This window comes from Lutibacter aestuarii, assembly GCF_042676885.1.
GTDB classification, from domain to species: domain Bacteria; phylum Bacteroidota; class Bacteroidia; order Flavobacteriales; family Flavobacteriaceae; genus Lutibacter; species Lutibacter aestuarii.
Map to the genome: position 1 here is coordinate 326,167 of NZ_JBHTIC010000006.1, position 25,277 is coordinate 351,443.

A 25,277-nucleotide genomic window follows, 5' to 3' on the forward strand; every position below is an offset into this window, starting at 1 on the left:
AAATGGCAAAAAGAAAAGCTTATTTACCTTTATTTATTGGAATTGCAATTGCAGTTGGAATATTTATTGGAAGTACCTTTAATTTTAAAAATAAAACCATGTTATTTAGCTCAAATACCAATGAAGCTAAAATAAAACGTTTGATAAATTATATTCAATATGATTATGTTGATAAGGTAAATACCGACAGTTTATTAGATGATGCTATTACTAATATGCTTTTAAAATTAGATCCACATTCTGTATATATTCCTAAAGAAGATTTAAAACGTGTTACAGAAAATATGCAAGGGAAATTTGAAGGAATAGGAGTTTCTTTTTTAATGCATAACGATACGGTAGCGGTTACAGGTGTAATTAAAAATGGACCAAGTGAAAAGGCAGGCATAAAAGCTGGGGATAGAATTTTGATAGCTGATAATGATACCTTATTTGGTGAAAGTATTTTTAAAAGAGCTGGAGTTGAAGCAAATGAAAAACAAACCTTTTTAGGGAGAAGAAAAGTAAGTGATCTAATTATGAGATCTTTAAAAGGAGCACCAGAAACAAATGTTTTAGTCTCTGTTTATAGAAGATCAACTAACGAAATACTCGAAATTCCTATCACAAGAGGTGAGGTTCCAATAAAAAGTGTTTCGGGTTATTATATGATTACTAAAACACTGGGTTATATTAATGTTGAACGATTTGCAAGAACCACCTATATAGAGTTTAAACAAGCTTTAAACGAATTAATTTCTGAAGGGATGACTTCGCTAGTGTTAGACTTAAGAGGAAATCCAGGAGGATTTATGGACATAGCTAATAACATTGTTGACGAGTTTTTAGAAGATGGAAAGCTAATTGTATTTACAAAAAATAAAAACGGTGAAGTTGATAAGTCTTACGCAACTAAAAGAGGTAGTTTTGAAGATGGAAATGTGTATGTGTTAATTGATCAAAATTCAGCTTCAGCTAGTGAAATTGTGGCAGGAGCACTACAAGATAATGATAAAGGTACTATCGTTGGAAGAAGGTCTTTTGGTAAAGGATTGGTTCAACAAGAAATGGATTTAGGAGATGGTTCGGCTGTTAGATTAACAACTTCTCGATACTATACTCCAACGGGTAGATCTATTCAAAAACCATACGATCATAATGGAAACAAAACATATAATAATGATTATATTGAAAGGGTTCATAATGGAGAATTACTATCAAAAGATAGCATTAAAGTTAATGACAGTTTGAAATATGTAACTCCTAAAGGAAAAATTGTTTATGGTGGTGGAGGTATTATTCCAGATATTTTTGTTTCTATCGATACATTAAGTACGTATAGTACAAGGTTGTATAGAGGTTTAAATGATTTTGTTTTTAGATATATAGATAATCATAGAAGTGAAATGAGTCAATGGGAATTGGATGATTTTGTTGTAAATTTTGATAAAGATGGTAGAATATTTAAACAATATTTAAAAGAATTGGATATAAAGTATCCTTTAGCACCTAAGGTTAGAGAAGACCTTCAACGATATTTTAAAGCCTTTGTAGCAAGAGATTTATTTGATCAAACAGGTTATTTCGTCATTAGTCAAACTAAAGATAATATGATTTTAAAAGTACTTGAGTTGGAAGGTAAAAAAGCGAAAGAAGATAAAAATAAGAACTAAAACGTATCTTTGAGTTTCTAATTCATCTAAATTTTGACAATTCATAAAAAAATATATTTTGCTTCAGATCAACACTTTGGAGCTCCTACAACCGATAGCAGTAAAATTAGAGAACAAAAGTTTGTTAATTGGCTCAATGAAATTAAAAAGGATTGTGAAGTTCTCTTTCTATTGGGAGATTTATTTGACTTTTGGTTCGAGTATAAAAAAGCAGTTCCAAAAGGTTTTGTAAGAGTTTTAGGAAAACTTGCAGAGCTAAGAGATAGTGGTGTGCAAATCCATTTTTTTGTAGGAAATCATGATTTGTGGATGCATGATTATTTTGAAAAGGAATTAAACATACCAATTTACCATCAACCTAAAGAATTTATCTTCAATAATAAAGTATTTCTTATAGGTCATGGGGATGGTTTAGGACCAGGAGATAAAGGGTATAAACGAATGAAAAAAATTTTCACAAACCCTTTTTCAAAGTGGTTATATAGGTGGTTGCATCCCGATATTGGAATACAATTAGCTCAGTATTTATCTGTAAAAAACAAGCTAATATCTGGCGAGGAAGATGTAAAATTTTTAGGAGAAGATAACGAATGGCTAGTTCAATATTGTAAAAAGAAATTAACTGAAAAAAAATACGATTTTTTTGTATTTGGACACAGACATCTTCCCTTAGAAATTCACCTCTCTGAAAACTCAAAATATGTCAATACCGGAGATTGGATTACCCATTTTACCTATGCTGTTTTTGATGGGGAGCAAATGATGTTAAAATCTTATTAAACCTTTGTAAATCATTCTACTTTTAACCAATTTTTAACAAGGTTTAAAAAAATATTTATGCTATTTGCATGGTGTAAGAAAGCATGTTAAATTCACGCGTTTAAAAAATTAAATAAAATGATAGAAGAAAGTAATGTTTCGGTTGATATTAAGGCAATTAATGAAAAAATTGAAAAAGAAAGCGCCTTTGTCGATTTATTAATGATGGAAATGAACAAAGTAATTGTTGGCCAAAAGCACATGGTAGAACGATTGCTAATTGGTTTATTAGGAAATGGTCACATTTTATTAGAAGGTGTTCCTGGTTTAGCTAAAACATTAGCTATTAACACACTCTCAAAGGCAGTACAAGGTAATTTTAGCAGAATACAATTTACACCAGATTTATTGCCAGCGGATGTAATTGGAACAATGATTTATAGTGTAAAAGACAACGATTTTACCATTAAAAAAGGACCAATTTTTGCCAATTTTGTATTGGCTGATGAAATTAACCGTGCGCCAGCAAAAGTTCAATCTGCTTTGTTAGAAGCAATGCAAGAGCGTCAAATTACTATTGGAGATACTACTTTCAAGTTAGAAGAACCATTTTTAGTAATGGCAACACAAAACCCAGTAGAACAAGAAGGAACTTATCCGTTACCTGAAGCTCAGGTTGACCGTTTTATGTTAAAAACAGTGATTGATTATCCAAAATTGGATGAAGAACAACTAATTATGCGCCAAAATTTAAATAATAGTTTTGGAACCATAAATGCAGTTGCATCTATCAATCAAATTATAAAAGCAAGAGAAGCAGTAAAAGAAGTCTATATGGATGAAAAAATTGAAAAGTACATTTTAGACATTATTTTTGCTACTCGTTACCCTGAAAAATATAACTTACCAGACTTAAAAGGGTTGATAAGTTTTGGAGCTTCTCCACGTGGAAGTATCAACTTAGCCATGGCAGCTAAATGTTTTGCCTTTATCAAAAGAAGAGGATATGTAATACCTGAAGATGTACGTGCTGTTGTGCACGATGTTTTACGTCATAGAATTGGAATTACATACGAAGCAGAGGCTGAAAATGTAACTTCAGAAGACATTATCAATCAAATAGTAAATCAAGTAGAAGTACCATAAAATGTTTATTTGTGTAACTGCTTTATTGTTCTAATTTATAAAGAAGATAATAAAGAGTAATTCAATAAATACACTTTAAACAATTTAATAGGAATTATGGATACTAAAGAAATACTAAAAAAAGTTCGTAAAATAGAGATTAAGACACGCCGCTTGTCTGATCACATATTTTCAGGCGAATATCATAGTTCGTTTAAGGGGCGTGGTATGACTTTTTCAGAAGTACGTCAATATCAATATGGAGATGATGTTAGAGCGATAGATTGGAATGTAACAGCACGTTATAACGAACCCTTTGTAAAAGTATTTGAAGAAGAAAGAGAATTAACAATGATGCTCATGGTTGATGTAAGTGGTTCAGAATTTTTTGGAACAACACATCAGTTTAAGCGCGATACTTTAACCGAAATAGCCGCAACCTTGGCTTTTTCTGCTATTCAAAATAATGATAAAGTTGGCTTACTACTTTTTTCAGATTCGGTTGAATTATTTATTCCTCCAAAAAAAGGGAAAAGTCATGTGCTTCGTATTATTAGAGAATTGATTGAATTTCAACCAAAAAGTACAAAAACAACTATTAATGAAGCACTCAAATTTTTATCGAGTGTAATGAAGAAAAAAGCCATCGTATTTGTATTGTCTGATTTTATGGATACACATTATGAACATACCCTAAAAATTGTAGGAAGAAAGCACGACGTAACAGGAATTAGAGTTTTTGATAAGCATGATGAAACAATTCCAAATTTAGGAATGGTACCAATGCTAGACGCCGAAACAGGAACTACATTATTGGTAAATACTTCTTCAAAAAAAGTGAGAAATAATTATCAAAAGCACTATCAAAACGCAGTTGAATATTTCGAAAAATCATTTAGTCATAGTGGAGCAGGAACAATTAGTTCTAGGATTGATGAAAGTTATGTGAAAAAATTATTAGGTTATTTTAAACGCAAAGGTGGTAAATAACAAATGGTATTGGAAAGAAGAATTTAAAATGAAAAAACAAGTAGTTTATATCTTATTTTTTATCGGTTTTATTGGGTTTTCCCAACAAAATCCAGTTACTGTTACAGCAGATACTACTTCGATAAAAATTGGAGAGCAAATTCAATTTAAAATTTCAGTGAATGAAACCAATAATGTTATTTTTCCTAAGTTAAAATTGGATAGTTTAGGAAAGGTTGAAGTGGTAGAAACATTGCCTACAGACACTCTTAAAAACAGCTTAGAAAAAAAATACTTACTTACCAGTTTTGATAGTGGGAGTTATGTTATTCCTCAACAAGAAATTTTAATTAGCAATAAAAAATATGTAACAGATTCGTTGTTAATAAACGTGGCAACCGTAAAAGTTGATACAACCAAACAAGGCTTATATGAAATAAAATCAATTAAAAGTGAGCCAAAAACATTTGATGATTATAAGCATTTGTGGTGGATTTTAATTCCAGTTTTATTGTTAATAGCTGGTATTCTTTATGTTATTTTTAGAAAGAAAAAAGAAAAAATCATCCCTAAAGTACATATAGCACCAATACAAGAAGCTATGCAACGTTTAGTTGAATTGGATGGGAAAAAACTATTACAACAAAACAAAATAAAGATTTATTATTCAGAGTTAACAGACATTGTTAGAACTTATATTGAAAAAGATATTAAAATTCCAGCACTAGAATCTACTACTAACGAATTAATTGAAACCATTACCGACTTTAATGAATCTAGTAAATTAGGAATCTCAAAAGCAACCATACAGCAATTAAAACAAGTATTACAAAGTGCAGATTTAGTGAAATTTGCTAAATCTAAACCAATAGTTGAAGAAATTAAAAATGATAGAACTATTATTGAACACATTTTAAAAGATACAGAAGGAGCCGTTCATAAAAAAAGAGTACAAGAAGCTGAGGCAACTCAAGATCAAGCTTTTGAAATAGCAGTTGAGGAACCAAAAAAGAAAAGTAATTTAAAAAAATACTTATTAATTTTTGCAGCTTTTTTTATTATAATTATTGGAGTTGCTGGTTATTTTGGTTATAAATTTTTAAAGAAAAATGTATTAGGAGACACCACTTCAGAAATGATGGATTCTAATAAACAATGGTATAAAGCTACTTATGGACATCCGCCAATAACCATTGAAACTCCTGAAATTTTAAAGATTGAATCAGTACAACTTCCAGATAACGGTGTCACTTCAGTTGGAGATTTTTCAAGCTATTCATACAAAAGTTTAATTAGTAATTTTTATGTGATAGTTTCTACCATCCATTTTTTAAGTGAAGTTGACAATTTTAATTTAGATGGTGGTGTACAAGGCTCTATTAAGTCTATGGAAGCTAAAATGAATACAACATTCACCAATATTCAACAAGAACCTATACTTATTGATGGTAATGAAGGTAGAAAAGTATTGATGGATTATACGTTAGAAAACCCTGTTACTAAAAAAATGGAAAATAATAAATTAACCATGTTGTTATTTGCCAATACAAAAGGAATGCAACAAGTATTTGTGTCTTACCCTGAAAAAGAGGCTTCTGCCAAACAAGTAAGCGAACGTATTATTAATTCGGTATCCATAAATAATTAACTATGTTAGAAAATTTTGAATTTTTACATCCACAGTTTTTATGGTTATTAATTTTAATACCATTATTAGCGGTATGGTTTTTTCTAATTAGAAAAAAAGGGCAGGCAACATTCACTATAGGAAGTACAAAAGGCTTTCAAACGCAGCCTTCTTTGTTATCAAAATTAAAACCTTTATTGCCGGTTTTAAGATTAATTGCAATGACACTTTTAATTATTGCTTTAGCACGACCTAGAATTGTTGAAGTTAGTGAGCGAACTAAAACAAATAAAGGGATTGATATTGTAATGGCAATTGATGTTTCTGCAAGTATGTTAGCTCGAGATTTAGAACCTAATAGATTAGAGGCTCTTAAAAAAGTAGCCAATGAATTTGTAAATCAGCGCCCAAACGACCGAATTGGAATTGTAGTTTATGCTGGAGAAAGTTTTACGCAAACACCAATTACTAGTGATAAACGAATTGTAAGAAATACCATTTCAGAAATTAAATGGGGACAATTAGAAGGTGGAACAGCTATTGGAATGGGATTAGGTTCTGCAGTAAATAGATTGAAAGAAAGCAAAGCGAAAAGTAAAGTAATTATTTTATTAACCGATGGAGTAAACAACACAGGTTTTGTTGATCCTAAAACAGCAACGGAATTAGCAGTTGGTTTAGGAATTAAAGTGTATACCATTGGTTTGGGAACAAATGGAACCGCTTCATTTCCTTATGCTAAAGATCCTAGAACAGGTCAGTTGTTATTTAGAAATTCTCCTGTTGAAATAGATGAAGATTTATTGAGGTATATTGCTAAAGAAACCGAAGGTAAGTACTTTAGAGCTACCGATAATTTAAAATTGAAAGCTATTTATGACGAAATTAATAAACTCGAAAAAACTGAAATAGAAGAGTTTAAATATTACAACTATCAAGAAAATTATAGAATTTTAGTACTTATAGCGGGCTTGTTAGTTTTAATAGAAATGGCTTTAAAGCATACCATATTTAAAAGTTTTATATAAATATTTAAAAATGTATCAAATAGAAGAACCAACATATTTTATTTACTTAGCAATTATACCTGTACTTTTTGTACTGTTTTTGTTGGTGCTTTGGTGGAAAAAACGCACTCAAAAACAATTTGCTGATGCCCATTTAATTCAAAAATTAAGTCCAGAGCAGTCTACATTTAAATCATTTTTAAAAATAATTGTTGTTTGTTTAGGTTTGGCTTTTTTAATTATTGGTTTAGCAAATCCAAAAATGGGAACTAAATTAGAAACCGTTAAAAGACAAGGTGTAGACATTGTTTTTGCATTAGATGTTTCTAAAAGTATGTTAGCTGAGGACATTGCCCCAAGTCGTTTAGACAAAGCAAAGCAGATAATTACGCGCATTATTGAAAGCTTAGGAAGTGATAGAATTGGAATTATTATTTATGCAGGAAATTCATACCCTTTACTTCCAATAACTACAGATCACGCAGCAGCAAAAATGTTTTTGCAAAATGCCAATCCTGATATGGTTTCAAGCCAAGGAACAGCCATTAATGAAGCAATTGAACGTGGAATTACTTATTTTGATAATGATGAACAAACCAACAGATTTTTGTTTATAGTTTCCGATGGTGAAGATCACGAAGAAAATACAGTTTCCTTAGCTGAAGAAGCAAAAAAACAAGGAATTAAAATTTACACCATAGGTGTTGGAACAGAAAAAGGAGGACCAATTCCAATAAGAAGCAATGGATCTGTAATTAGTTATAAAAAAGATAACAAGGGTGAAGTGGTAATTACACAAATGAAAGAAGAGGTTTTAAGAGCAATAGCAAATGAAGGAAACGGAAAATATATCAACGGAAATAAAACTCAAGAAACCATAACCATAATTGAAGATTTGTTAGTAAAAGCTGAAAAAAGCGAGTTTGAAACGAAACAATTTTCAGATTATAAAGACCAATTTCAATGGTTTATTGGTTTAGGATTGCTATTTTTAATTATTGATGTATTATTATTAGAAAAGAAAACGAAATGGGTTCAAAAGTTGAATTTATTCAATCAAAAATAAAAACAACATGAAACAATTTTTTAACATACAAAAACTACTTACATTTTCACTATTAATGCTAGCAACACTTGCTTTTTCTCAAGAAAAAAATCAAAAAGCATTAGAAAGAGAAGCTAGAGAAGATGTTAGAATCGGCAACAAACTATACAATGAGTTAAAATTTGATGAAGCAGAGATTGCTTATAAAAAAGCCCTGTCTAAAAATCCAAATTACCCGAAAGCTTCGTATAATTTAGGAAATGCAGTGTATCAACAAAACAGGAATAAAGAAGCAGTTACACAATTTGAATTGGTTGAAAAAACAGTAAATGAAAAAATGAGTAAAGCCGAAACCTATCACAATATGGGGAATGCTTTTATGAAAGAGAAAAAATACGAACAAGCTGTCCAAGCATATAAAAATTCAATGCGAAATAATTCAAAAGATGATGAAACTAGGTACAATTTAGCTTTGGCACAAGAACTTTTAAAGCAGCAACAACAAAATAAAAACGATAAAGACAACAAAGATAATAAGGATAACAAAGACAATAAAGACAACAAAAATAAAGATCAAAAGGAAAAAGAAGGAGGCGATGATGAGAAGAAAGATGATAAAAACAAGGATCAAGATAAAGGGAAAGACAAAAAAGATGATAAAGGAGATCCTAAAAAAGATAAAAATGATCAAAAAGACGAAGAAAAAAATAAACAACCTAGGCCTAATCAATTAACCCCTGAGCAAATGAAGCAGTTATTAGAGGCAATGAACAATGAAGAAAATAAAACACAAAAAAAGTTAAATGCTCAAAAGGCTAAAGGCAAAAAAATAAAACAAGAAAAAGACTGGTAATTAATAGTTTAATAAATGAAATTTATAAAGTTTTACATATTAAGTATATTACTGTTTGCAACTCAGTTATTAAGTGCTCAAATAGAGTTTACAACATCAGTTAGTAAAAATAAACTGGGTGTAAACCAACGTTTTAAAATACAATTTACAGTTAATAAACAAGGAGCAGATAATTTTAAACCGCCATCTTTTAACAATTTTAAAGTGGTTGGTGGGCCAAGCTCTTCTGTAAATCAATCTTGGATTAATGGTAAGGCAAGTTACTCACAATCTTACATTTATATCTTAGAACCTAAAAATGAAGGTAATTTTGTTATAGAGCCTGCAACTATAGAGTATAATAATGATATCGTAAAATCCAATACAGTAAAGATTGAAGTTACTGAAAAAGTTGAAATACCAAAAGATCCAAATAATCCAGAATATATAGCTCAACAAAATATACATTTAGTTGCTGAAGTTTCTAATTTGTCACCTTATGTTGGCGAAGGAATTTATGTGGTTTACAAACTTTTTGTAAGTGAAAATATTAGTGTGAATGATTGGAGAGTAACGGAATCTCCTCAATATAATGGATTTTGGAACCAAGATATTGAAGTAAAAGATGGTACGGTAAGAAGAGGGAAATATAATGGTGAAGATTATAGATATCTTATCTTAAAAAGGGCAGTTTTAATTCCTCAAAGAGACGGAAAACTAGTTGTTGAACCTATAAAAATGGATTTTTCTGTTGGTGTACCTACAGGAAGAGGCGATTTTTTTGGGAATATGATTACTAGAAATATTAGTTATTCAACAGAATCTCCAACTAAAAATGTACTGGTAAAACCTTTACCTGAAGAAGGTAAACCTATTGATTTTACAGGTGCTGTAGGAGAGTTTGAATTTAACGTATTTGCAGATAAAAATATACTGAAAGCTAATGATGCTGCTCAAATTAAAGTAGAGGTTTCGGGGAGAGGAAATTTAAAACTGTTTGAGATCCCAAAAATTACAACACCAGCAGAGTTGGAGGTTTATACACCTGAGCATAAAGAACAAGTGGTAACTTCTTTAAATGGTTTAAGAGGAACTATTTCTGATGCTTATACCGTTGTACCACAATACAAAGGAAAGTACAAAATACCAGAAGTCACATTTTCTTATTTTAACCCAAAAGAAAAAAAATATAAAACAATTAAAACTGAAGCAATTTTTGTAGAGGTAACAGAAGGCAAAGAACTACCTTCAGCAGCTAACAACAATATAGTTTCAAATCAAAAACAACAAGTAATAGCCAATGATAATAACTTTAGATTTATAGCATTAAATACAACATTTAACCCAATTAAAAAAGGTATATTTTTAAATTCAATCACATTTTATTTGTTGTTACTATTGCCATTTTTAGCCATACCAATAGGAATTATGATTGGTAAAAATCGCGCTAAAAGAGCAGGAGATGTTTTTGGAAATAAAATTAGAAAAGCAGATAAATTAGCTCGAAAATATTTATCGGAAGCAAAAAAACAATTAGGTAAAAAAGAAGCTTTTTACATTGCTTTAGAGAAAGCCTTGCACAACTTTTTAAAGGCTAAATTATTTGTGGAAACTTCCGATATTTCTAAAGAAAAAATATCAGAAATTTTACAAAGTAAAGGAGTTGATTTAGCAACTATAAACGAGTTTGTTGAAGTGTTAAATGATTGTGATTTTGCGCGTTATACACCTACAACCAATGTTATGATGGAGCAAGAATTTGAAAAAGCTAAAACTGTAATAACCAAAATTGATAAGCATTTGTAAAATGAAAAATTTAATACTTAGCATTGTACTACTTTTTAATTTGGTTGCATTTTCACAAACACCAAATAAAATATTTGATGAAGCCAATAATTTGTATAAAAACGGAAAATACAACAAAGCAATTGAATTGTATTTAAGCATTGAAAAGCAAGGAGTTGCTTCAGATGATTTGTATTTTAATTTAGGTAATTGTTATTATAAGTTAAATAAAGTTGCTCCTTCAATTTATTATTACGAAAAAGCTTTAAAGTTAAACCCTGTACATGAAGATGCAAATTCAAATTTAGCTTTTGCTAAAAGAATGACTATTGACGTAATTGAGGAGCTTCCTAAAACATTTTTTCAACGTTTTTCAGCTAATATTATTCAAAAATTACCGTTTGATACTTGGGCAATTATAGCAGTTATAGCTTCTTTTTTGGTTACAATGATGTTTTTATTGTACTATTTTTCTTTAGGAACTAGAAAGAAATTTTTGTTTTTTAACGGCTCTATATTAGCTGCTTTTATTATGGTAGTTTCTACTTTTTTTGCTTTTAATAATTATAAAACTGTTCAAAAAAATAGAACTGCAATTATTTACAAACAAAAAGTTGAAATTAAAAATGCACCTACCAAAATAAGTGAAGAAGTTTTTGAATTGCACGAAGGTACAAAAGTTATAATTTTAGACGAACTTGATGATTGGAAAAAAATTAAAATTGCCGATGGTAAAATAGGCTGGATGCCATCAACAGGTTTAAAAGAAATTTAATTTTCAAACACTTCTTTTATTTTTTGTTTTAGCTGCTCCCCATGAATGTTTTGAGCAATAATTTTCCCTTCAGCATCAATTAAAAAATTAGTAGGTAAAGCAGCAATACCATATTCTTTTGCAATAGGTGTATTAAATCCTTCTAAGATTGATACATTTACCCATGTTCTTTGATCTGTTTCAAGTGCTTTTAACCAACGATCTTTGTTAGTATCTAGTGAGATACCATAAATTTCAAAACCTTTAGAATTATAGTTTTTGTAGAGGTTATTTAACAAAATACTTTCAGTTCTACAAGGTGGACACCAACTAGCCCAAAAGTCTATAAGAGTTACTCTTTTTTTTACACTGTTTAAAGAAACAATTTGACCATTTTTAGAAGGCATCTCTATAGGTAAAACCTGACTACCTATATTTGTTTTTTCTAATAGCTTAATTTTATCTTTTAGTTGCTGAGTTATGTTGATTGGCCCATGTTTGTTTTCAAAATTTAAAACCAATTCTTTTAAAAAAGGTAAATTTTCATTGTTCCATCGTAAAGAAGTAGGATAAATTGCAATAGAAACTCCCATTTTATTTTTAACAAAGTTGACTAATTCATTTAAGTGTTTTTGATAATTTTCAACTTCTAAAGCTCTTAATCTAATAATTTCTTCATTGGAAACATCATTGTTTTGAAGCTTTTTAATTTGAGTTCTAACAGATGTTACCAACCTGTTTAACGATTCTTCTCTGTATTGTTCATATTTATTCAATAAGTCGGTATCCTTAGAACCAGTGATACTTAAATCATTAATACTGCTCCCTTTTACTACAATATGCTGCTTGTGGTCTATTGCTAATGTTATTTTTTTAGCAGCTATTTGCAAGGTGTAAATTGCGGGTTGTAAAAAATAAATGGAATTAAATTCACCTTTTTTATTTATGTAAATAGAATCAATTAATGAGGTTTGTGACTGTTGATAATCTTCAATTTTATGTAATAAAATATACGTATTTTTTAAACTATTTATTTTACCAGATATTCTAAAGGAAGCTTGTTTTTTTGAATTGCAGCCAATTAAAGATAAAAATGCAATACTGCTTATAAATAAGATTTTTTTTAATGAACTCATAAAATATTGATAGTTTGATGCTTTTTTGACGTGAGATTTTTTGAATCCTAACAAATTTTATTTAGAAATCTCAAAATCAGTTTCATCTTCTACAACTTTTAAAAAATTAGGAAAAAGTGTTGGAGCTAAATTTTTAACAGGTTCGTATAAAATAGAGGCTTCTTGTTGAGTATTTGAAATAAAAGGAATAGTGTTATTTAATTTACTGAAAACTAATAAAATAACACTTAATATCAATCCTAGTTTTAAAGCTCCAAAAACACCTCCTAATAATTTATTTAAAAGCCCTAACGAAGCAAAATCGGCCATTTTGGTAAATAGTTTTCCCAATAAAGCTATTATTAAAACAATAATACCAAAGGTAATAGCAAAAGAAACAATCGTAATATATTTTTCTTCCCAAGATACCTTACTAGCTAAAAAATTTCCTACAAAATATGAAAAATGAATGGCTCCATAAATTCCAGCTATTAATGAAACTAAAGAAGCAATTTCAACAAATAAACCTTTAAAAAAACCTCTAATAAATCCAAATAGCAAGAAGGCAGTAATTATAATATCAAAAGTATTCATGTAATAGTTTTTGTAAATATACATGAATCGATTTGTATATTTGCAATCTAACAATAGATTTCAAATGTCAAGAGATATACAATTAAAAGAAGATTACGAAAGAGTTTTAGAAATTTTAAGCTCTAAATTTGGGGATGGAGAACAATTAAATTTAGACGCTATTATTTATTTAATTGGCGTACAAGAATTAGGTAAAGGAGCTGTTGAATTTAAAAAAGACGATAAAGTAAACTTAATGCATATTGCAATTTGTAGGCTGTTAGAACCTTTTGGATATTATGAATTTGACTTTTTTGATAACGATGGATGGCCACATTATAAAGTGCTTGAAGAATTGCCTATTTTAAAAGCTGGTGAACAAACGGTTTTAATGAAAGAAGCCATCGTATTGTATTTTAAAGCGCAACAATTGATTTAAGTTACCGCTATTTTCCGAATCATTTGAGAAAGTAATTTTGGAAAAAATCGCTTGGTATAAATGCCTAATTTTTCTTTAAATCCTGCAATATAAACTTCTTCTTTTTGGGCTTCTACAGCCTTTAATAAGTGCTTTGTAAAAGTAAAAGGAGTTAATCCATTGCGAGTGGCTTTGTCCATTTTATTTTGAGGAGAGCCATCACCTGTTAAAGCATTAATTGAAACGTTAGTTTGAACAAAACCTGGACATGCTAAAGTAACTTTAATAGTGTGTTGATGAATTTCAGCACGCAAACTGTCAAAAAAGCCATGTAAGGCGTGTTTTGAAGCTGCATAGGATGATCTCATGGGAGTTCCAATTTTTCCAACAATACTTGTGGTAACTACAAAATGACCTTGGTTGTTTTCGATAAAGTGAGGCAACAAAGCTTTGCTCAAAGCTATGGTTCCTAAGTAATTTATTGTCATAATACGCTTATCAACTAAAATTGAAGTTTCTTTAGCTAAAGATCGTTGACTGATGCCTCCATTATTAAATAAAATATCAATTTTTCCATAAGTACTAATAGCTTCACTTACTTTTGATGCTAGGCTCTCATAATTTTCTAAGTCTAAAGGTATAATTTTTACATTTTCAGGATAAAGACATTCTTTTTTTACCTTTTCAAGAACCTTCACATTTCTTGAAGAAATAATCAGTTTGGCTTTTCTTTTTGACAATTCAAAAGTTAAAGCTTTTCCAATACCAGAAGAAGCTCCAGTAATCCAAATAATTTTATTTTCAAAATTCATAAATGCTATTTTAGGCAAAATAATAAATTTAGTTATTTTTGGTGTGATTATTGAATAAATCATTGAAAATAAAAACGATGCTTAAACAACTACTACCTCTTTTTTTGTTGATTTCTTTTACTGTTTCAGGGCAACATTTTGTAAAAGGAGAGGTAGAACCTATTTCAAAAGAAAATAATTGGATTATTTTATATCAATTAAAAGGAGCCAAACAATTATATGTTAAAAATGCAACAATTACCAATGGAGAGTTTAAAATTGATTTTCCTGAAAATTCTTCATCTGGTATGTATCGATTAATGTACGATATGCAACATAGAGGTTTTGTTGATTTTATTTATAATAATGAAAATATTGAACTAGAATTTAACCGAGAAACACCTTCAACAACCTTAAATTTTTTAGTTTCTGAAGAAAATAAAATTTATAATGAGTACACCATAAAAACTTCTGAGATAAGGCAACAATTAGACTCTGTCCAACTACTTTTTTTTAGATTAACGGATATAAATGAACAACTAAAAAGTCAAAAAATATACACAAGTTTATTACTTCAAAAAAATAATTTACAAACTAATTTTGAACAACTCTCTAAAGGGAAGTTGGTAAATAGTTTCATTTACGCGAGTAATAAATACTATGCTAAAAGTTTAATAAATAATCCACAAGCATATTTAAATAGTGAAAAAAAGCATTATTTCGATTTTATAAACTTTGAAGACGATAATCTTAAAAGCTCCAGTTTTTTTAGTGAAAAAATAATTGATTATGTGTTTTACTTAAACAGCTCAGAAGATGTGGAAGTTCAAAATGTTTTGTATAAAAATGCAGTGAATGAAGTTATGCAAAAAGTAGGCAATCACCAATTGTTAAAAAGCGAACTATTAACTACGTTGTTATATACGTTTGCTCAGGTTGAAAATGTGGGGTTAATAGACTTTATTTTAGAGAGTTATTATAAAAAATTACCAAAAGAACTTATAGATTTAAATGTTATTAAAGATATTCAGCTTAAAGTTAAACTTGCTATTGGTAAATACGCGCCAGAAATTACGTGGAATGAAAATGGTATAACCAAAAACTTAAGTGAACTTAACAATGCAGACCAATATATGGTAGTTTTTTGGAGTACCTCTTGTTCACATTGTTTGAATGAGATACCAAAATTATATGAATACACAAAAGACAAACCTAAGATTCATGTAATTGCCATTGCGCTAGAAATGAATGATGTAGAGTTTAAAAAACAGACTCAAAACCTGACCAAATGGACAAATATTCTAGGTTTAAAGAAATGGGAAAATCCTATAGCTCGTGAATATGAAATAAACGCTACACCCACCTATTTTATATTAGATGCCACCAAGAAAATAATCTCTAAGCCTTATTATTTTGAAAATGTTAAAGAATTTTTTGAACATTAAAAATATAAAAAAGCATCTTTTAAATGTTCAATTTTATAATGTTGTTGTTGTTTTAAAATAGCCACGATATCAAAGCGAACATCAACATCAACATTTTTAGTAGTTATATAATAATCGATAGCTTCTACTAATAATTTAATTTTTTTTGGATTTACAAAATCTTGTGGATTCCCAAAATAATCTGTAGATCGAGTTTTTACTTCAATAACGGCTAAAACATTATTTTTTAAAGCAATAATGTCAACTTCTGCTTTTTTAAAACGCCAATTACGTTCTAAAATTTGATAGTTATTTTTTAGAAGAAATTCAACTGCTAGTTCTTCACCTTTTTTTCCTAATTCGTTGTGTGTAGCCATTTTTTACTTTTTCATTTCAAATTAATTGTACAGCAAAATACGAAAAGCCAATGAAGTTTTCATTTTTCTAATAAACAATCCTTATTTTTGTGCTTTCTTAAACAAATTTTGATGAGCAATTCAAAAAGATATACCATTACAGCAGCATTACCATACACCAATGGTCCAGTACATATTGGGCATTTAGCAGGTGTTTATGTACCAGCTGATATTTATGCGCGATATTTACGTAGTACTGGAAACGATGTATTATATATTTGTGGATCTGATGAACATGGAGTTCCAATTACAATAAAAGCTAAAAAAGAAGGAGTTTCTCCACAAGATATTGTGGATAAATACCATGCAATTATTAAAAAATCTTTTAGTGATTTTGGAATTTCTTTTGACAATTACTCCCGTACTTCTGCTGAAATTCATCATCAAACAGCTTCAGAATTTTTTAAAAAGTTATATGATGAAGGTAAGTTTATTGAAGAAGCTACAGAACAATTATACGATGAAGAAGCCAAACAGTTTTTAGCAGATAGATTTGTAATTGGAACCTGTCCTAAATGTGGAAATGATGAAAGTTATGGCGATCAATGTGAAAAATGTGGAACAAGTCATAATGCAACAGATTTAATCAATCCAAAATCGACAATTACAGGAAATGTACCAACAACCAAAGTAACAAAACACTGGTATTTACCTTTAGATAAGTACGAGCAGTGGTTAAGAGAATGGATTGTTGAAGGCCATAAAAATGATTGGAAAACGAACGTGTTAGGACAAGTAAAATCTTGGTTAGACGATGGTTTAAAACCAAGAGCCGTAACTCGAGATTTGGATTGGGGAATTCCAGTACCTGTGGAAGGTGCAGAAGGCAAAGTATTATATGTTTGGTTTGATGCTCCTATTGGTTATATATCATCTACCAAAGAATGGGCACAAAGAGAAGGTAAAGATTGGGAACCTTATTGGAAAGATAAAGACACTAAATTAATTCATTTTATTGGAAAAGATAATATAGTATTTCACTGCATTATTTTTCCAGCAATGTTAAAAGCAGAAGGAAGTTATATTTTACCTGAAAACGTACCTGCCAATGAATTTTTAAACCTAGAAGGCAATAAAATTTCAACTTCAAAAAATTGGGCGGTTTGGTTGCATGAATATTTAGAAGAGTTCCCTGATAAACAAGATGTTTTAAGATACGCACTTACTGCAAATGCTCCTGAAACTAAAGACAACGATTTTACTTGGAAAGATTTTCAGGCAAGAAACAATAACGAATTGGTAGCTATTTTCGGTAATTTTATCAATAGAGTGGTAGTTTTAACTAATAAGTATTATCAAGGGGTTGTTCCTGAACCAAATGAATTTAGCGATATAGATAATGAAACGTTGGAACAATTGCAAAAATTCCCTTCAATTATAGGTAGTTCTATAGAACGTTACCGTTTTAGAGAGGCTTCGCAAGAATTGATGAATTTGGCACGTTTAGGGAATAAATATTTAGCCGATGAAGAACCTTGGAAGCAACTAAAGGAAAATCCTGAAAGAGTAAAAACTATTATGTATGTGGCTTTACAAATTGCTGCTGGATTAGCGGTTGTTTGTGAACCTTTTTTACCTTTTACATCTACAAAATTAAAAGGGATTTTGAACTTACGTCATTACAAGGAGCAAAGCGATAAAGTAATCTCCTCTAAGAATGAGATTGTCACAACTCAAAAAAATGAGTTTCGCAATGACTTTTTAAAATGGAATGATGTTGAAGAGAAAGACGAATTAATTGCTGCAAATCATCAAATTGGAAAGGCTGAATTGTTATTCGCTAAAATTGAAGATACAGACATTCAAATTCAATTAGATAAATTAGAGGCAACCAAATTGGTAAATGATGCCGATACTAAAAAAGTAGAACCTCAAAAACCAACGATTGAATTTGACGACTTCACAAAGCTTGATATTAGAGTTGGAACTATTATTGATGCTGTAAAAGTACCTAAAACAAAAAAACTACTTCAATTAAAAGTTGATGTAGGTATTGATATTAGAACTATTGTTTCTGGTATTGCAGAAAGTTTTAAACCTGAAGAAATTATTGGACAAAAAGTAACGGTTTTAGTGAATTTAGTTCCAAGAAAATTACGTGGAGTTGAAAGCCAAGGAATGATTTTAATGACCGATACGAAAGATGGTACATTGGCTTTTATTGAACCAGAAAATGATGCGGTAAAAAATGGAGAACAGATTAGCTAATCTAATTTTTTGTTATTCTATATAAATAGCGGTATTTATCAAGCATAATTTATAAATTTAACCCTGAACTTTTTCAGGGTTTTTTTAATTACACTATTAAAATTTTACAATGCAATTATTCAACTTTATACAATCTAAAACCAATCTTCCAAGCAAAGGAATAGAAAACACCGTTCAATTATTAAATGAAGATTGTACCATTCCTTTTATTTCTCGCTATAGAAAAGAGCAAACAGGAAATTTAAATGAAGTTGAAATTGGTGAAATTGTTAAATTTAAATCACAGTTTGAAGAACTAGAAAAACGAAAAGTAACCATTTTAAAAGCATTAGAAGAACAAGAGGTTTTAACTGCAGAATTAAAACAAAAAATTGAGGCTACAACCGATTTAACAGTTTTAGAAGACATTTATCTGCCTTTTAAGAAAAAACGCAAGACAAAGGCTGAAACTGCTCGTAAAAATGGTTTGGAACCGTTGGCTAAAATGATAATGAGTCAGCGTGTGAACGATTTGGAATATACCGCTTCAAAATATATTAATAAAGAAGTTAAAACAATTGAAACTGCTTTAGAAGGTGCACGTTTTATTATTGCTGAATGGATTAATGAACGAACAGATATTAGAAATAATGTTCGTTATCAATTCAATAAATTTGCTTCAATTATTACCAAAGTTGTTAAAGACAAAATTAATGAAGAGAAAGCTCAAAAATTTAAAGATTATTTTGAATGGTCCGAGCGTTTAAACAGCATTCCTTCGCATCGTTTGTTAGCAATTTTAAGAGCCGAAAAAGAAGGTTTTATTCGTATAAAAATTGAAATTGACAACGAAAGAGCGTTGTCTAAAATTAAAGATCGCATTATTCATTCTAACAGCAATTGTAGTCAGCAATTAAGTATGGCTATTGAAGATGCTTATAAACGGTTATTAATGCCTTCACTTTCAAATGAAGCCATTAGTAATGCTAAACAAAAAGCGGATGATAGTGCCATACAGGTATTTGCCAAAAATCTTAAGCAATTGTTATTAGGTGCTCCATTAGGTGAAAAAACAATTTTGGCTATTGACCCTGGTTTTAGAACAGGTTGTAAAGTGGTTTGTTTAAATGCTCAAGGAGGTTTAGAATATAACGAAACTATCTATCCACATGCTCCAAAGAACGATGCTAGAGGTGCTATGAAAAAGATAAGTTCGTTGGTTGATGCATATAAAATTGAAGCCATTGCCATAGGAAACGGAACAGCCTCACGTGAAACGGAACAGTTAATTCGAAAAATGCGGTTTAATAAGGATGTTGAAGTTTTTGTGGTAAGTGAAGCAGGTGCAAGTATTTATTCGGCTTCTAAAATTGCACGAGATGAATTTCCAAATTACGACGTAACTGTACGTGGAGCGGTTTCTATTGGGAGAAGATTGGCTGATCCTTTGGCAGAATTGGTTAAAATAGATGCAAAATCTATTGGAGTTGGGCAATATCAGCACGATGTTGATCAAGCTAAATTAAAAACATCGTTAGATACTGTTGTAGAAAGTTGTGTAAATTCTGTTGGTGTAAATATAAATACTGCAAGTGTTTCTTTATTAAGTTACGTATCGGGTATTGGACCAAAATTGGCCGAAAATATTATTAAGTATAGAGATGAAAATGGTGCATTCACATCAAGAAACGATATTAAAAAAGTAGCTCGTTTAGGAAACAAAGCTTTTGAACAAGGTGCAGGTTTTTTACGAATTAAAAATCCTAATAATCCATTAGATGATTCTGCCGTACATCCAGAAAGCTATGTTATTGTAGAAAAAATGGCAAAAGATGAAGGTTGTATTGTTGCCGATTTAATTGGGAATAAAGAATTGCTTCAAAAAATAAAATTAGAAAAATACTGTACAAAAACAGTTGGAATTCTAACCTTAAAGGATATTTTATCTGAATTAGAAAAACCAGGATTAGATCCTCGTGAAAAAGCTAAAGTTTTTACGTTTAATCAAAATATTAGAACCATAACCGATTTACACGAAGGCCAGTTGCTTCCAGGAATAGTAAATAATATTACAAACTTTGGTTGTTTTGTTGACCTTGGAATTAAAGAAAGTGGTTTAATTCATATTTCAAACTTGTCTGATAGTTTTGTAAGTGATGTGTCAAGTGTGGTAAGTTTACATCAACAAATTATAGTAAAGGTTTTAGAAGTTGATAGTGTACGTAAACGAATTCAACTGTCTTTAGTAAAATAATCAAATTTAAATTGTATTGATATAAAAAAAGGGTTACCGTTAAGTAACCCTTTCATTATTTATAGTAACCTACAAGTTAAAATTTAAACCCAAGTTTGAAAGAAAATTGAGCAAAGAATGAAACTGTATTGTTTTCAGCTTCCAAGTTTAATAAACCTGGACCTGGAGATTTAACGCTTGCAGCATATGTATAAGATACTGGTTTGATATCGAAACCAAAGAATACATCTTTAGCAACATAATAATCAACACCTGCTACAGCTTGAATTCCAAAAGCTGTGATATCTACGTGACGTGCACCTAAATCTGTGATTGTAGGGTTTCCTGAATTATCAACTGTTACTGTTGGATCGTATAAAGATCTTCTAGCATAGTCAAAAGGAAATGCAACGCCTAAATAAGGAAATAATCTATTATTTTTTGTATTAAACAACCATTGTCCACCAACAGAAAAGCTAACATCTGCACGTTCATCTGCAACAACTGCATCGTACGCTTGGATGATTACATTACCATTAACATCTGTAACAGCTGGGATGTTTAATTGAGAAGGTGTATTACGTAATATAGCACCTCCTGTTAATGAAAGGGCAAATCTATTACTTACGTAGTAACGTCCTTCAGCACCTACCATATTTGTTATACTGTTATTGTTAGCATCTACGTCATTTGCGTAAGGTGCATCACCACTAACACTATAATAAGAACTAGGTACAGTTAACCCTCCATTTAGATATGCTCCTCGTCCAAAAACCATCGCTGCAGTAAAGTCTCCTTTCTCAGGTGCATATGTTACACCATGGTTACAAGGGTCTGTTTTACAAACGTGGTTTGAATCTTTATCTTGAGCGTTTACACTGGTTAGTGTAAAAGCAAGGATAAAGCATAAAATTAAATATTTTTTCATATGTTTTAGTTCTTTAAGAGTTAATTTTTGTTTTATAAAGGGCTGCCTAAACAGCCCTATTATTTTACTTAAAGAATCTTATTATGACGCTAATGCAGCATCCATTAATGCTTTATATTGAGCTGCAATTGCTAATGCATTTGCGTGACGTACTTCTAAGTTAGCTATTTTAGCTTCTAAGTATGTAATATAAGCTTCAGCAGCATTTTTATCATTTGTTGCTAGAGCTAAAGCAGCCTTAGCTTCTTCTAAATCATCTTGAGCAGTAGCTAAATCATCTTCAAAATCAGCGATGTCATCAAATAAGTTTTCGTATTGATCTTCGTACTCATCTAATAAGTCTTCTAGGTAATCTTGTTCGTCGTGAATCATTTCATCTTGTAATTCAAGATCCCAGTATACTTGCCACTCAGCAATAATTGCAGCGTGTAAGTCAGAGTATAATGATGATAATTCACCAAAGTTAATAACTACTAAAGTTCCTAAACCAGCTGCATCTACTTCAAAAGTATATTCAACTCCTAAATTATCTAAAGTAGGGAATAAACCAGTAACTACAGCATATTTAGCATCAATGATAGGTATAATGTTAGCTATTTCAGCATTCCAAAGGTCGATATTAGCTTGAGCACCATCAATCATAGATTGGTATTGTGCTAAAGAATAATTTGTATGATCGTCATATGCATTTTGAGCATTCCATAATTCAGCATACGCAGTTAATGAATCAGCATTAGTATCACCATCAGAATCCCACTTAGCAGATGCAAGTATGTCATAAATTTCACTACCTACTGGTAAACCATCGTTAGCGTGGTCATCCCAAGAAAGTTCTAAATTACTAGCAATACTTGTATCTCTTGTACTATAATCATCAGAACCTAATTCAGCTAAAAGAGCGTTTTTCTCATTAGTTGCAGTAGCAATTAAAGCTAGGTGTGCATTTAAAGCACTTTGTGCTGTAGCTACAGCAGCAGCTAAAGTAGCTTGAGTTGCTAAACCGTCATCATATAATGCTTTTTGCTCGTTGAATAAATCAATTGCAGCTTGTAATAAAACAGCAGCATTATCTTTGTTAAACTGTGCAATTTCTACAGCCAATTGTAAGTTCCATAACTCAGCACGTGCAGTTAAAGTATCATGAGCAGCAGCATCATTTTCAGGAGTAGCAGCGTTATAACCAGCACTTGTATCACCAGGTACTAAAGGAATTTCAAAAGTCGCTGGACCTGTCATAAAGTCTCTATCAGAGAAATCATCCTGACCAAGCATATTTGTTGCAGCGTTTAATGCAACTTCATGTGATATTGAATCGTCATCAGATTCTACATTGATAAATACAGCAATGTTTTCAGCATCAGCATCAATTGCATCATTAGCACCAAGTGCATGTAAATCTGTATTTGACCCAACTTCAAGTCCGTCTAAAGTTACTTCATTACCATCAATATCATCAATATCCATATCTCCAACATTATCTTCCCATAACCAAATATCAGCATTAGCACCTATACCGTTACCAGCATCAGCAATAAGAGCCGCAGCTTCAACAGCTAAGTCAGCAGTATTGTATTTAGTTGGGTATAAAGTAGCTGGTATATATTTACCAGAACCTAAAGTAGTTTCTTTCCATGTAGCAACTCTCATATAAGTATCTCCAGCTAAATCAGTATGAATACCAATTTCACCTAAATCAAATGTACTATTATAAGATGCAGTATAAAAGTTAGAGTGGTTTCCATCAGTATCTGTATCTGTAGAACCAGAAGGGTCAGCTTCAAAAGCAGTTTTAGCAGCGTTATAGTTATCTACAGCGTCTTGGTAAGCACCTGCTTGGAAAGTAGTTAAAGCAGTTTGAGCACTTGTTAAAAGAGCATCATAGTTACCTGTATCAAAAGTATTTTGTGCTATTGCTAAAGCAGTTACAGCAGCATTGTAAGTTGCTACAAGACCATCTAAAGCAGTTTGATGAGCAGATAATGCATTTTGGGCGTCAGTTACTGCAGCATTAAATGTAGGTGTATCAGCATTTAAAGCATCAATTTCTGCTTGTTTAGTTTCAATATCTCCTAATAAACCATATCCAGGAGCGTGATTGCTTGGGTGGTTGTCAGCTTCTTCTGCACCAATTCTGTCTAAAGCAGCTTGTACAGCATCATTAAGTGCAGTTTTGGTAGCTTCATAATTAACCATTGCAGCTTGATAAGCAGCAATTTGAGATTGTGCATTTGCAATTTGAGTTTCTCTACTTATCTTTCCATTAACAGCATTGTTATGGTCATTTAAAGCGTCCATAGCTCTAGATAAAGCATCGTCTCTATTATCATCTTGGTCATAAAGAGCCATTACTTTATTCCATTGCTCTTGCATTAAAATATCCATAGCATCTTCTTGAGCTTCTAAATCAGCAATTTGAACTTTTAAAGTTTCCATTACAGCTAATGGATCTGCAGCATCTTCATTTAAAAGTGCTAACCAGTTAGTAATATAGGCTATTTCAGCCTCATACATTGTCACTTCATTTTGAAGTTGAGCTAAGTGATATTCATAAGTCATATCTTCAGCATCAACAAGCATAAGTTGAGCATCTGCTAATTCTTCTTCAGCATCTAATTTATCACTTAAGATATTGTTAGCAGCATACATAGCATTTCTATACTTGTAAGCATACTCAATAGCTAATTGAACACCAGCTTCTTCAAGTTCAGCCACAAGTGCAGCCATTTGAAGTTTAAACTCTTCTTCAGCAATAGCTAGTGCGTTTTGAGCTTCATTTACTTCTAAATCAGTTTGAGCAACTAATAATCTTAGTTCTTGCTCACGTAAAGCAGCTTGGTGAGCATTATCTGCTTCTATACCTGCTGTAATAGCTTCTACCTGAGCAGTTTGCGCAGCGGTATAATCAGCTTGTGCTTGTGCAGCATTAGCTTGCGCATTTCTTAATGCAGCTTCAGCATTTTGCACAGCAGTTTGTGCAGCAATTAAATCGGCCTGAGCCTCATAAATGGCTTCAACAACTGGCGACACTTCTGTATCGATACAAGATGTAAAGCTAGCACTGAATAGGGTAGTTATCATCAGAACTACCGACAATTTTTTTAAATGTTTCATTTTGTAACTTTTTAATTAATATTCTTTAAAATTTAAATAGGTTAATAAACTTGTGTTATTACAATTAGTCAACAAAACTACATATATAATTTTTATTATGCAATAATTGATTTACTAAAACTATTGTTTTTTTACTGCTAATCTACTAAAAAAATGCTTTAATTGTATTTAAAAACTTAAAAAATAAGGAGTTAACTTTTTAATAAAATCTAATTATTTTCAATTTTTGATGGATATTTTACTTAAGAAGTCCTTATTTTACTGAAAAAAAAGACTTTAATTCGGCTTTTTTTTGTGTATTCTTTATTTTAAAAGCGTTAAAATACTGCCTAAATGCTTCAAACAAGGCTGTTTACTAATCATTGCTCTTTATTAAATTGGTTGTTATGTATTGATAGCTAGTTTTAAAATTAACTATTTTTAGGAAATGGCATTTTAGATAATTAAATGGTTAAATTTATGCCTTAGGTTTTTACTTTTACTGTATTATTTTAGAATGTTTAACCTAACTTTACTTATATAAATA

The 25,277-nt window shown here is 30.6% G+C and carries 20 protein-coding genes; 14 read left to right on the forward strand and 6 right to left on the reverse strand.

Going from position 1 to position 25,277, the window contains the following annotated elements:
* Positions 1 to 2 precede the first annotated feature (2 nt).
* From ACFQZW_RS06160 to ACFQZW_RS06205, 10 genes are all read left to right on the forward strand, one after another.
* Complete coding sequence (locus ACFQZW_RS06160) at positions 3 to 1,652, forward strand: S41 family peptidase (protein ID WP_298285048.1); 1,650 nt, start codon at positions 3 to 5, stop codon at positions 1,650 to 1,652.
* A gap of 33 nt (positions 1,653 to 1,685) precedes the next feature.
* Positions 1,686 to 2,432 (forward strand): UDP-2,3-diacylglucosamine diphosphatase, encoded by a 747-nt coding sequence (locus ACFQZW_RS06165; protein WP_298262674.1) that lies wholly within the window; start codon positions 1,686 to 1,688, stop codon positions 2,430 to 2,432.
* 117 nt (positions 2,433 to 2,549) lie between these two features.
* Positions 2,550 to 3,557, forward strand: coding sequence for an AAA family ATPase (locus tag ACFQZW_RS06170; protein ID WP_298262673.1), 1,008 nt, complete (start codon positions 2,550 to 2,552; stop codon positions 3,555 to 3,557).
* Between the two features lie 96 nt (positions 3,558 to 3,653).
* The gene (locus ACFQZW_RS06175) at positions 3,654 to 4,526 is read left to right on the forward strand and encodes a DUF58 domain-containing protein (protein ID WP_386781810.1); all 873 of its coding nucleotides are present in this window, start codon (positions 3,654 to 3,656) and stop codon (positions 4,524 to 4,526) included.
* 28 nt (positions 4,527 to 4,554) lie between these two features.
* Positions 4,555 to 6,153, forward strand: coding sequence for a hypothetical protein (locus ACFQZW_RS06180; protein WP_386781812.1), 1,599 nt, complete (start codon positions 4,555 to 4,557; stop codon positions 6,151 to 6,153).
* 2 nt (positions 6,154 to 6,155) lie between these two features.
* Positions 6,156 to 7,160 (forward strand): vWA domain-containing protein, encoded by a 1,005-nt coding sequence (locus ACFQZW_RS06185; protein ID WP_298262670.1) that lies wholly within the window; start codon positions 6,156 to 6,158, stop codon positions 7,158 to 7,160.
* A 10-nt stretch (positions 7,161 to 7,170) separates the two neighbouring features.
* Complete coding sequence (locus tag ACFQZW_RS06190; RefSeq protein WP_386781815.1) at positions 7,171 to 8,205, forward strand: VWA domain-containing protein; 1,035 nt, start codon at positions 7,171 to 7,173, stop codon at positions 8,203 to 8,205.
* 7 nt (positions 8,206 to 8,212) lie between these two features.
* A complete protein-coding gene (locus tag ACFQZW_RS06195; protein WP_386781817.1) occupies positions 8,213 to 9,037 on the forward strand; it encodes a tetratricopeptide repeat protein in 825 nt (274 codons plus the stop codon).
* Between the two features lie 15 nt (positions 9,038 to 9,052).
* Entirely contained in the window at positions 9,053 to 10,822 is a 1,770-nt protein-coding gene (locus ACFQZW_RS06200; RefSeq protein WP_386781819.1) for a BatD family protein, read from the forward strand.
* Position 10,823: 1 nt separating this feature from the next.
* On the forward strand, positions 10,824 to 11,576 hold the full coding sequence (locus tag ACFQZW_RS06205; RefSeq protein WP_386781822.1) for a tetratricopeptide repeat protein: 753 nt from the start codon (positions 10,824 to 10,826) through the stop codon (positions 11,574 to 11,576).
* Here ACFQZW_RS06205 and ACFQZW_RS06210 read toward each other — a convergent pair.
* Positions 11,573 to 12,691 (reverse strand): redoxin domain-containing protein, encoded by a 1,119-nt coding sequence (locus tag ACFQZW_RS06210; protein WP_386781824.1) that lies wholly within the window; start codon positions 12,689 to 12,691, stop codon positions 11,573 to 11,575. The genes ACFQZW_RS06205 and ACFQZW_RS06210 overlap by 4 nt on opposite strands.
* A gap of 57 nt (positions 12,692 to 12,748) precedes the next feature.
* Positions 12,749 to 13,264, reverse strand: coding sequence for a CvpA family protein (locus tag ACFQZW_RS06215; RefSeq protein ID WP_298262664.1), 516 nt, complete (start codon positions 13,262 to 13,264; stop codon positions 12,749 to 12,751).
* A 64-nt stretch (positions 13,265 to 13,328) separates the two neighbouring features.
* Between ACFQZW_RS06215 and ACFQZW_RS06220 the strand changes: the two genes are divergently transcribed.
* The gene (locus ACFQZW_RS06220) at positions 13,329 to 13,682 is read left to right on the forward strand and encodes a hypothetical protein (RefSeq protein ID WP_298262663.1); all 354 of its coding nucleotides are present in this window, start codon (positions 13,329 to 13,331) and stop codon (positions 13,680 to 13,682) included.
* Here ACFQZW_RS06220 and ACFQZW_RS06225 read toward each other — a convergent pair.
* Entirely contained in the window at positions 13,679 to 14,473 is a 795-nt protein-coding gene (locus tag ACFQZW_RS06225; protein ID WP_298285016.1) for an SDR family oxidoreductase, read from the reverse strand. The genes ACFQZW_RS06220 and ACFQZW_RS06225 overlap by 4 nt on opposite strands.
* A 77-nt stretch (positions 14,474 to 14,550) precedes the next feature.
* Here ACFQZW_RS06225 and ACFQZW_RS06230 point away from each other — a divergent pair, with 77 nt between their 5' ends.
* A complete protein-coding gene (locus ACFQZW_RS06230; protein ID WP_386781827.1) occupies positions 14,551 to 15,897 on the forward strand; it encodes a TlpA family protein disulfide reductase in 1,347 nt (448 codons plus the stop codon).
* On the opposite strand, the gene ACFQZW_RS06235 is transcribed toward ACFQZW_RS06230, so the two are convergent.
* Positions 15,894 to 16,253, reverse strand: coding sequence for a YraN family protein (locus ACFQZW_RS06235; RefSeq protein ID WP_298262660.1), 360 nt, complete (start codon positions 16,251 to 16,253; stop codon positions 15,894 to 15,896). The genes ACFQZW_RS06230 and ACFQZW_RS06235 overlap by 4 nt on opposite strands.
* Before the next feature lie 111 nt (positions 16,254 to 16,364).
* On the opposite strand from ACFQZW_RS06235, the gene metG reads away from it, so the two are divergent.
* Both metG and ACFQZW_RS06245 read left to right on the forward strand, forming a co-directional pair.
* Positions 16,365 to 18,500, forward strand: a complete 2,136-nt coding sequence (gene metG, locus ACFQZW_RS06240; RefSeq protein WP_386781830.1) for a methionine--tRNA ligase — start codon at positions 16,365 to 16,367, stop codon at positions 18,498 to 18,500.
* A 109-nt stretch (positions 18,501 to 18,609) separates the two neighbouring features.
* A complete protein-coding gene (locus ACFQZW_RS06245) occupies positions 18,610 to 20,733 on the forward strand; it encodes a Tex family protein (protein WP_386781832.1) in 2,124 nt (707 codons plus the stop codon).
* Positions 20,734 to 20,809: 76 nt separating this feature from the next.
* Here ACFQZW_RS06245 and ACFQZW_RS06250 read toward each other — a convergent pair whose 3' ends face one another.
* Positions 20,810 to 21,640: a BT1926 family outer membrane beta-barrel protein gene (locus ACFQZW_RS06250; RefSeq protein ID WP_386781834.1), complete on the reverse strand. Its 831-nt coding sequence runs from the start codon at positions 21,638 to 21,640 to the stop codon at positions 20,810 to 20,812.
* An 81-nt stretch (positions 21,641 to 21,721) separates the two neighbouring features.
* On the reverse strand, positions 21,722 to 24,751 hold the full coding sequence (locus ACFQZW_RS06255) for a hypothetical protein (protein ID WP_386781836.1): 3,030 nt from the start codon (positions 24,749 to 24,751) through the stop codon (positions 21,722 to 21,724).
* Positions 24,752 to 25,277 lie beyond the last annotated feature (526 nt).

Excerpts from the sequence above, each read along its gene's own strand:
- ACFQZW_RS06220 (WP_298262663.1), top strand. The coding sequence starts at position 13,329 with ATGTCAAGAGATATACAATTAAAAGAAGATTACGAAAGAGTTTTAGAA.
- ACFQZW_RS06180 (WP_386781812.1), top strand. The coding sequence starts at position 4,555 with ATGAAAAAACAAGTAGTTTATATCTTATTTTTTATCGGTTTTATTGGG.
- ACFQZW_RS06170 (WP_298262673.1), top strand. The coding sequence starts at position 2,550 with ATGATAGAAGAAAGTAATGTTTCGGTTGATATTAAGGCAATTAATGAA.
- ACFQZW_RS06160 (WP_298285048.1), top strand. The coding sequence starts at position 3 with ATGGCAAAAAGAAAAGCTTATTTACCTTTATTTATTGGAATTGCAATT.
- ACFQZW_RS06205 (WP_386781822.1), top strand. The coding sequence starts at position 10,824 with ATGAAAAATTTAATACTTAGCATTGTACTACTTTTTAATTTGGTTGCA.
- ACFQZW_RS06225 (WP_298285016.1), bottom strand. The coding sequence starts at position 14,473 with ATGAATTTTGAAAATAAAATTATTTGGATTACTGGAGCTTCTTCTGGT.
- ACFQZW_RS06235 (WP_298262660.1), bottom strand. The coding sequence starts at position 16,253 with ATGGCTACACACAACGAATTAGGAAAAAAAGGTGAAGAACTAGCAGTT.
- ACFQZW_RS06195 (WP_386781817.1), top strand. The coding sequence starts at position 8,213 with ATGAAACAATTTTTTAACATACAAAAACTACTTACATTTTCACTATTA.
- ACFQZW_RS06175 (WP_386781810.1), top strand. The coding sequence starts at position 3,654 with ATGGATACTAAAGAAATACTAAAAAAAGTTCGTAAAATAGAGATTAAG.
- metG (WP_386781830.1), top strand. The coding sequence starts at position 16,365 with ATGAGCAATTCAAAAAGATATACCATTACAGCAGCATTACCATACACC.
- ACFQZW_RS06250 (WP_386781834.1), bottom strand. The coding sequence starts at position 21,640 with ATGAAAAAATATTTAATTTTATGCTTTATCCTTGCTTTTACACTAACC.
- ACFQZW_RS06230 (WP_386781827.1), top strand. The coding sequence starts at position 14,551 with ATGCTTAAACAACTACTACCTCTTTTTTTGTTGATTTCTTTTACTGTT.
- ACFQZW_RS06190 (WP_386781815.1), top strand. The coding sequence starts at position 7,171 with ATGTATCAAATAGAAGAACCAACATATTTTATTTACTTAGCAATTATA.
- ACFQZW_RS06245 (WP_386781832.1), top strand. The coding sequence starts at position 18,610 with ATGCAATTATTCAACTTTATACAATCTAAAACCAATCTTCCAAGCAAA.
- ACFQZW_RS06210 (WP_386781824.1), bottom strand. The coding sequence starts at position 12,691 with ATGAGTTCATTAAAAAAAATCTTATTTATAAGCAGTATTGCATTTTTA.
- ACFQZW_RS06200 (WP_386781819.1), top strand. The coding sequence starts at position 9,053 with ATGAAATTTATAAAGTTTTACATATTAAGTATATTACTGTTTGCAACT.
- ACFQZW_RS06255 (WP_386781836.1), bottom strand. The coding sequence starts at position 24,751 with ATGAAACATTTAAAAAAATTGTCGGTAGTTCTGATGATAACTACCCTA.
- ACFQZW_RS06215 (WP_298262664.1), bottom strand. The coding sequence starts at position 13,264 with ATGAATACTTTTGATATTATAATTACTGCCTTCTTGCTATTTGGATTT.
- ACFQZW_RS06185 (WP_298262670.1), top strand. The coding sequence starts at position 6,156 with ATGTTAGAAAATTTTGAATTTTTACATCCACAGTTTTTATGGTTATTA.